General features: G+C 64.0%; 6 protein-coding genes. All 6 read right to left on the bottom strand.

The window, feature by feature from the left end; translation table 11 throughout:
• Positions 1–1,272, bottom strand: a 1,272-nt coding sequence (locus tag WG924_RS09640) for an asparagine synthase (glutamine-hydrolyzing) (protein WP_345932790.1), incomplete at its 3' end; no start/stop codon positions are given.
• A gap of 39 nt (positions 1,273–1,311) precedes the next feature.
• Positions 1,312–1,509: a hypothetical protein gene (locus tag WG924_RS09635; protein WP_345932789.1), complete on the bottom strand. Its 198-nt coding sequence runs from the start codon at positions 1,507–1,509 to the stop codon at positions 1,312–1,314.
• 333 nt (positions 1,510–1,842) lie between these two features.
• Positions 1,843–2,055 carry a type II toxin-antitoxin system HicB family antitoxin gene (locus WG924_RS09630; RefSeq protein ID WP_345932788.1) on the bottom strand — a complete coding sequence of 71 codons (213 nt, stop codon included), beginning with the start codon at positions 2,053–2,055 and terminating at the stop codon, positions 1,843–1,845.
• Between the two features lie 36 nt (positions 2,056–2,091).
• The gene (locus WG924_RS09625; protein ID WP_345932787.1) at positions 2,092–3,219 is read right to left on the bottom strand and encodes an ABC transporter permease; all 1,128 of its coding nucleotides are present in this window, start codon (positions 3,217–3,219) and stop codon (positions 2,092–2,094) included.
• Between the two features lie 4 nt (positions 3,220–3,223).
• Positions 3,224–6,001, bottom strand: coding sequence for a ribosome-associated ATPase/putative transporter RbbA (gene rbbA, locus WG924_RS09620; RefSeq protein WP_345932786.1), 2,778 nt, complete (start codon positions 5,999–6,001; stop codon positions 3,224–3,226).
• Positions 5,968–6,948, bottom strand: coding sequence for an HlyD family secretion protein (locus tag WG924_RS09615; RefSeq protein ID WP_345932785.1), 981 nt, complete (start codon positions 6,946–6,948; stop codon positions 5,968–5,970). The genes rbbA and WG924_RS09615 overlap by 34 nt, the downstream gene beginning before the upstream one ends.
• Between the last annotated feature and the right edge of the window lie 81 nt (positions 6,949–7,029).

The following is a 7,029-nucleotide window of genomic DNA, read 5'->3' as shown; positions in this document are numbered from 1 at the left end:
GAAGGCATCCTGAAACCCCAACCCAAGGAACAGAAGCGCACGACCCCGAAAGCCATCGCGGCGACCGCCGCTTAACCCGGCTCCCGAGGCGGAACTGTCAGGCGAATACCCTCTCTGTACATGCAGAGACTGCGCAAGCAGAAATGCCTTCTGCGTGATGAACGGGCAAACCGGATTCGATCTGGTCAGCCCCGTATAGCTGTTCGAAAAGCCATCATCCGATGGAAATAACGGAAAAGCTTCATTACCGCCTGTTCCCGAAATTATCGTATCGAATCCTGATTCGATTATTTTTTCAGTAAGAAAGAAGAATGCTTCGTGAAAAGGTTCCGCCATATAACTTGTGGCGAAGGATTCATGACGTTGGCTGTTCGGGGAAAAAGGCAGGTGTTGGGCAATATCGTGAAGGTAAAGTGGTATGTCTAAGGTCGCAGTCATCTTCCGCTGTCGGATTGTCTGATTCACCGGCTGGTCCAGACGAGGAGAGACTGCGATGCCCGCCGCGGACAACGAAGGTATCAGGCGAGACGCAATGAGAAGCAATGCCGCCGAATCCAAGCCGCCACTGACCTCACAAGATATGCGGCCGGCCTCCAATCTTCGCCTGCCGATTACATCGGCAAGTATTCGCTCCAGAACGTCATGAAACGGGATGTCTCTGGAAATTTTCCTTGGCGCATACCGAGATCGCCTGTCGTGTTGAGTCATGCGCATTCTATGACGAGAGACAAAGACATCGCTATCGACCATCACCCTGTAAATATTACTAAATATGGTATGCGAGTCGTAGGCATATCCATGCATCATCAGCCATCTTGATAGATGGTGTTCGTTGATTGAATTCTGATCAGAATTTCTTGCAACCAAATTATAATTCCATGAAAGGTGGCATTTACTATAAGAAGACCAGATATATACACAAGTATTAGGATTATGATTCGTCACCACTCGGATAGCAGGGGTGCCGTCGGCAAAAAGAACCTCCATCGACATCGCGGCATTGGGCCAGGATAATACAGCCTCTATTTCTTCTTCAAACTTCGACGAATCATTGGCGGCAACAATAACATCTCGTCCATACCACTGCATCAGAACATCTGCATGCCTCTCTCTGCAGATAAGCAGTGTTCTTTTCTCATTTCTGAGGACTTTATATTCTAATGCCGCATGTGAATAAGGAGAGAGGCGACTTTCTCCGAAAGTCACCTCTCCTTCGTCGGATACCGACACAAGGCCTCCGATGTCAGCATAATGCACGGAAGCGTCTATCACGGCTTCACATCCCAAACCCGCCATCGAAGATGGTCTGCCTCAGTAGATGTCGGGCCTTTGATAGAATCGCCCATTGCCTTCGAGAGGCCCATTGATCTTCGCGAATGCGGTGAACTCCGCCGCGAAGATGTCTGCCGGGCCGGAATACAGACCATGTGCGCAGACAGGATGCAGGCCCAATACATCATCCAGCGGCTTCGACAGCGGCTCACTCCGAAGGTTGTCCAGCATGTGCATATCAAAGTCTCCCCATGCTAACGCCATTCTTGGGCATTGACGCCCGTGCCCAACCTATAATAGATGATATTAAGAATCAATCGCAATTTTGCGCAGGACGTTCACTGATTGCGCTCCGCTTCGCCATCCTTCCTGATGTCCACCAGCCACGTCAGATAGGCAAACACCCGATCGACTTTGTGAATCGAACGGGCAGTCGTTTTCAGTATAATTTTTACTATTCTTAATATTCATATCACGATTTGGCAAATTATCGTAAGTCATCATTATTATTTTGGCATAGAACATCGCACGCCGGTGCAGATCGCGGCCCGGGCGCAGGTTGACTCTGCCCTATAGCGGCACGTCGGGCTTGCGGCCTTCGGCTGCGCACAGGTCAAGATAATCATCCACGGCCTCGTGAAACGCGGATTTGAGGCTCTTGGCGTCATCGCCCTCATAGGTCACCAGGTCACGGATGAACTCAAGCCGTCCATGCAGCACGTCGTCATCATCACTATACTCGATTGAGCCGACGTACCCTTTATAGTCCAGCATCGTCGTCATATCAGACCATCCTCGGTCAGCACCCGTTGAGCAATCCTACCCCATCTCCACCACCGTCCGCCTGAACCGGGCCAGGGCCACCGCGAAGATCACGGCACCGATCAGCGCCAGCGCGGCCAGCATCGGCCAGACGATCGCGAGGCCGGCGCCGCGATAGAGCACGGCTTGCGAGAAGGCGACGAAATGGGTGGCGGGGGATGCCTGCATCAGCCATTGCAGCCAGTCGGGCATGCTCTCAAGCGGGGTGGACGATCCTGAGAGCAGGTTCATGGTCACGATCACCGGGATCACCAGCAGGCCGAATTGCGGCATCGAGCGGGCGATCGTCGCCAGAAGGATGCCCAGCGCCGTCACCGATAGCTGATAGAGCACCGCACCACCGGCATAGAGCAGCAGCGAGCCCCGCACCGGCACCCCCAGAACCCCCTGCACCATCACCAGCAGCGACAGCAGCGACGCCACCACGATCACCAGACCGTTGGCGCCGATCTTGGCGGCCATGATCTCGGCCGGGGTGACCGGCATCACCAGCAGGTGTTCGATGGTGCCGTGCTCGCGTTCGCGGATCAGCGCCGCACCGGCCAGAATGACCGACAGCATGGTGACGTTGTTGATCACCTGCATCACCGCGTTGAACCACACCGAGGACAGATTGGGGTTGAAGCGGGCGCGAACGACCATATCGACGGCCTGCCCGCCGGCCGATATCCCGTCATCGCGGCCGGCCGCGACGGCAAGCTCGCGGGCGATGATCGATTGCAGATAGGCGGCGCCATTGCCGGCCTGGGTCATCGCGGTCGCATCCACGTCCAGCAGCAGCGATGCCGGCCGGCCGCGCAGAAGATCGGCCTCGAACCCCGCCGGCACATGCAGCACGAACACCGTGTCGCCGGCATCCAGCGCCGCATCGGCCTGGGCTGCGGTCATCTCGACCACATGGGCGAATTGCGGCGGCAGCACCGCGTCGCGCAGCCGGAACGACAGCGCCGAGCGATCGTCGTCGACCACCGCCACCGCCGCGTTGCTCACCTCGAAATTGGCGCCGGTCGCCACCGCATAGATCGCATAGGTGAAGGTGTACAGGATCAGCAGCACCAGCACCGGATCGGCCGCCAGGCTGCGCAGTTCCTTCAGGCCCAGACGGGCGACATTGGCGGCGCGCATCGGCTCAACGCTCCTGTTTCGGCAGCACGAGTTGTGCCGCGATCAGGAAGCCGGTCGCGAACAGGAACAGCGCCAGATGGTTGGGCCACAGCTCGGCGAAGCCCAGCCCCTTGGTGAAGCTGCCGATGCTGATCTGCTGGAACCACGACGCCGGAAACGCCATCCCCAGCAGCCGTCCGCCGCCCTGCAGCGACGACACCGGGGTCAGCAGGCCTGAGAAATTCACCGCCGGGATCATGCAGATGATCGCGGTGGCGAAAATCGCCGCCAACTGGCTTTTCATGAACGCCGAGACCAGCAGACCGAAGGCCGTCGTCGCCGCCACATACAGCACCGCCCCCAGCAGCAGCGCCAGCGCCTGGCCCTTCACCTCCAGCCCGAAAACCAGGGCCGCGGTCAGCGCCAGGGCGAGGAAGCTCACCACCGCCACACCGAAATAGGGCAGTTGCTTGCCGGCCAGGAATTCGAAGCGGGTGACCGGGGTCGCGCGGAAATTGGCGATCGACCCGGTTTCCGTCTCGCGCACCACGCCGACCGCGGTCATCATCGCCGGGATCAGCACCAGCATCAGCATGATCACCCCGGGCACGATCGCATCGACGCTGCGGAAGGCCTGATTATAGCGGAAGCGGGTCTCAATCGTGACACTGGCGCCGCTGGTGGCCGGCGCCGTGGTCCGCGCCGCCATCTCGGCCAGATGCTGCGCCGCGACCCCCTGGACATAGCCGCGCGCGGTCTCGGCCCGGAACGGCATGGCGCCATCCAGCACCACCCCCACCTGCGGCACCCAGCCCCGGGTGAGGTCGTGGCCGAACCCGGCCGGGATCTCGATCGCCAGTTTCAGCTCACCATCGGCCAGGCGCCGGTCCAGATCGGCCGGGCTGGTGATGGGCCTGTGTTCCTCGAAATAGCGCGAGCCGGCGAAGGCCTCGGCCAGCGACCGGCTTTCCAGCGACTGGTCCTGATCGAACACCGCATAGGGCAGGTCTTCGACGTCGAAGGAAATGCCGAAACCGAAGGTCAGCATCAGGATCATCGGCCCCAACAGCGCGAAGGCCAGCCGGATCGGATCGCGCAGCAATTCCATCGTCTCGCGCCGGGCATAGGCCCACAGCCGGCGCGGGTCGTGGCGCCGGGGCGGGGCGGCGGGCGCGGGCGAGGCCGTCGCCACATCCGCCGCCGCGACCGCATCGCCCTTAACGCCGCCCGCATCCCCGGCCGCATCCCCGGCCGCCGCGGCCAGCCGGGCCACGAAGGCATCCTCCAGCCGCCCGGACGGATCTTCGGCGGCCAGTGCGGACGGCGTGCCCACCGCCAGCACCCGGCCGGCATGCATCAGCGAGATCCGGTCGCAGCGCGCGGCTTCGTTCATGAAATGGGTGGAGATGAAGATCGTCACCCCGCGCGCGCGCGCCAGCACACCCAGATAGGCCCAGAACCGGTCGCGCGCCACCGGGTCGACCCCCGATGTCGGCTCGTCCAGGATCAGCAGTTCCGGTTCGTGCAGCACCGCCGCCGCCAGTTGCAACCGCTGGCGGATGCCCAGCGGCAGCGCGTCCGATACCTGATCGGCCGCGTCGGTGAGGTCGAGTTCCGCCATCATCACCGCCACCCGCCGCGCGGTCTGGGCGCCATCGAGGCCATAGAGCCGGGCATGCAGATCGAGGTTCTGGCGCACGGTGAGCTCGCCATAGAGCGAGAAGGCCTGCGACATATAGCCGACCCGGCGGCGGGTGGCGATGTCGCCGGCCAGAAGCGGCCGGCCGAACAGATGCGCCTCGCCCGCCGTCGGCGGCAGCAGGCCGGTCAGCATCTTCATGGTCGTGGTCTTGCCGCAGCCATTCGAGCCCAGAAAGCCGAAGATCTCGCCGCGCTCGATGGCGAAATCGACCCCGTCAACGGCGGTGAAATCGCCGAAGCGGCAGGTCAGACCCCGGGCCTCGATCGCCGGCACGCCATCGCCCGCGACCCGCGGCGGGATGTCGGGCGCCACATGGTCGCGGCGCCGGGCTTCCGGCAGCAGGCGGATGAAGGCGCGCTCAAGATCCTCCTCGCCGGTGCGGGCGCGCAGGGCGGCCGGCGTGCCGGCGGCAATCACCGCGCCCGCATCCATCGCCACCAGTTGGTCGAAGCGCGCGGCCTCTTCCATATAGGCGGTGGCGACCAGCACCGCCATGCCGGGGCGGCGCGCGCGGATGCTGTCGATCAGCCGCCAGAACTGGCGCCGCGACAGCGGGTCGACGCCGGTGGTCGGCTCGTCCAGGATCAGCAGGTCGGGGTCGTGGATCAGCGCGCAGCACAGCCCCAGCTTCTGCTTCATGCCACCCGACAGCTTGCCGGCCGGCCGGTCGGGAAACGGCGCCAGACCGGTCGCCTCCAGCAGTTCGGCGATCCGCCGCCGGCGCTCGGCCTTGCCCTGCCCGAACAGCCGGCCGAAGAAATCGACATTCTCGAACACGCTGAGCGTGGGATACAGGTTGCGGCCCAGCCCCTGGGGCATATAGGCGATGCGCGGCGCCACCAGCCGGCGGTGACGGGCATCGGCCATGTCGCCGCCCAGCACCATCACCTGACCCGTCTGAATGCGGCGCACCCCCGCGATCAGCGACAGCAGGGTCGATTTGCCCACGCCATCGGGGCCGATCAACCCCAGCGTGGTGCCGGGCGCCATGTCGACATCCACCGCCGCCAAGGCCTCGCGCCGGCCGAAGACATGCGAGACCTGGCGGATGGTCAGCACAGCACCGGTCACGGCAGTTTCACCGCCAGATCGGCCGGCCATTCGGCGGCGGGGTCGATGCGGATCACCGCCGTGCCCCGCACCCCGGTCTTCACCCGGTCGGCATGGGCGGCCAGCAGATCGGCCGGGATGCGCAGCTTCACCCGGAACATCAGGGTGTCGCGCTCCTCGCGGGTCTCGACCGTCTTGGGGGTGAACTGGGCCTCGCCGGCCACGAACGACACGGTGGCCGGGATCACGTAATCGGGCACCGGGTCCAGGATCAGCCGCGCCTCGCCGCCCACCGCCAGCCGGCCGGCATCACGCGCCGGCAGAAACACGGTCATCTGAACATCGGTCAGGTCCAGCAGCGTGGCGATCCGCCCGCCCGCGGCCAGCACCTCGCCCGTCACCGCCAGCCGGTACTGGATGCGACCGGCACGCGGCGCGGTCAGTCGGGTGTCGTCCAGAGTCACCTGAGCATCGGCGACCTGGGCGGCCGCGGCATCGATCGCGGCCACGGCCTGATCGACCCCGGCCAGCGCCGCGCGTTCCGCCGCCTGGGCGGTTGCCAGCCGCATGCGGCGTTCATCCACACCCTCCTGCGGGTAATGGCCACGCGCCGCCAGGGTTTCACCCCGGGTGAGTTCGGCGCGGGCAAAGCGCACCTCGCTCTGCCGCAGCGCAACCTGGGCCTCGGCCTCGGCCTTGGCCTGCTCGGCGCGGCGGTGCTCGGCCTCGGCGGCAGCCAGCCGGGCCCGGATCTGCAGATCGTCGAGCCGGGCGACCACGGCGCCGGCCTCGACCATATCGCCTTCCGCCACCGTGATCTCGGCCAGCCGGCCGGCAATCTTGGTGGCGACGTCGATCTGTTCGGCCTCGATCCGGCCATTGGTCCGGGCAAAGCCGTCGGGCAGGCTGTCGCGCGTGGTGCTCTGCCAGTACACGACACCGGCGCCGCCGGCCACCAGGGCCATCACCGCGATGGCCGCCCATCGTCCAATCCGCATCTGTCGAACCTCGGCTGACCGGCACCGGTCTGGTGCGCAAGGGGCAGGGACACGCCGGGGGGTGGGGTTGAATGCACCGGG

Source organism: Tistrella arctica, from assembly GCF_039630945.1.
In the GTDB taxonomy this organism is placed as follows: Bacteria; Pseudomonadota; Alphaproteobacteria; order Tistrellales; family Tistrellaceae; genus Tistrella; species Tistrella bauzanensis.
This window is presented reverse-complemented; position numbering and strand designations above follow the sequence as displayed.

What these genes read in the sequence shown, in the direction of transcription:
- WG924_RS09625 (WP_345932787.1), bottom strand. Translation starts at nt 3,219, where the DNA reads ATGCGCGCCGCCAATGTCGCCCGTCTGGGCCTGAAGGAACTGCGCAGC.
- WG924_RS09635 (WP_345932789.1), bottom strand. Translation starts at nt 1,509, where the DNA reads ATGCACATGCTGGACAACCTTCGGAGTGAGCCGCTGTCGAAGCCGCTG.
- WG924_RS09615 (WP_345932785.1), bottom strand. Translation starts at nt 6,948, where the DNA reads ATGCGGATTGGACGATGGGCGGCCATCGCGGTGATGGCCCTGGTGGCC.
- rbbA (WP_345932786.1), bottom strand. Translation starts at nt 6,001, where the DNA reads ATGGCCGGCCGATCTGGCGGTGAAACTGCCGTGACCGGTGCTGTGCTG.
- WG924_RS09630 (WP_345932788.1), bottom strand. Translation starts at nt 2,055, where the DNA reads ATGACGACGATGCTGGACTATAAAGGGTACGTCGGCTCAATCGAGTAT.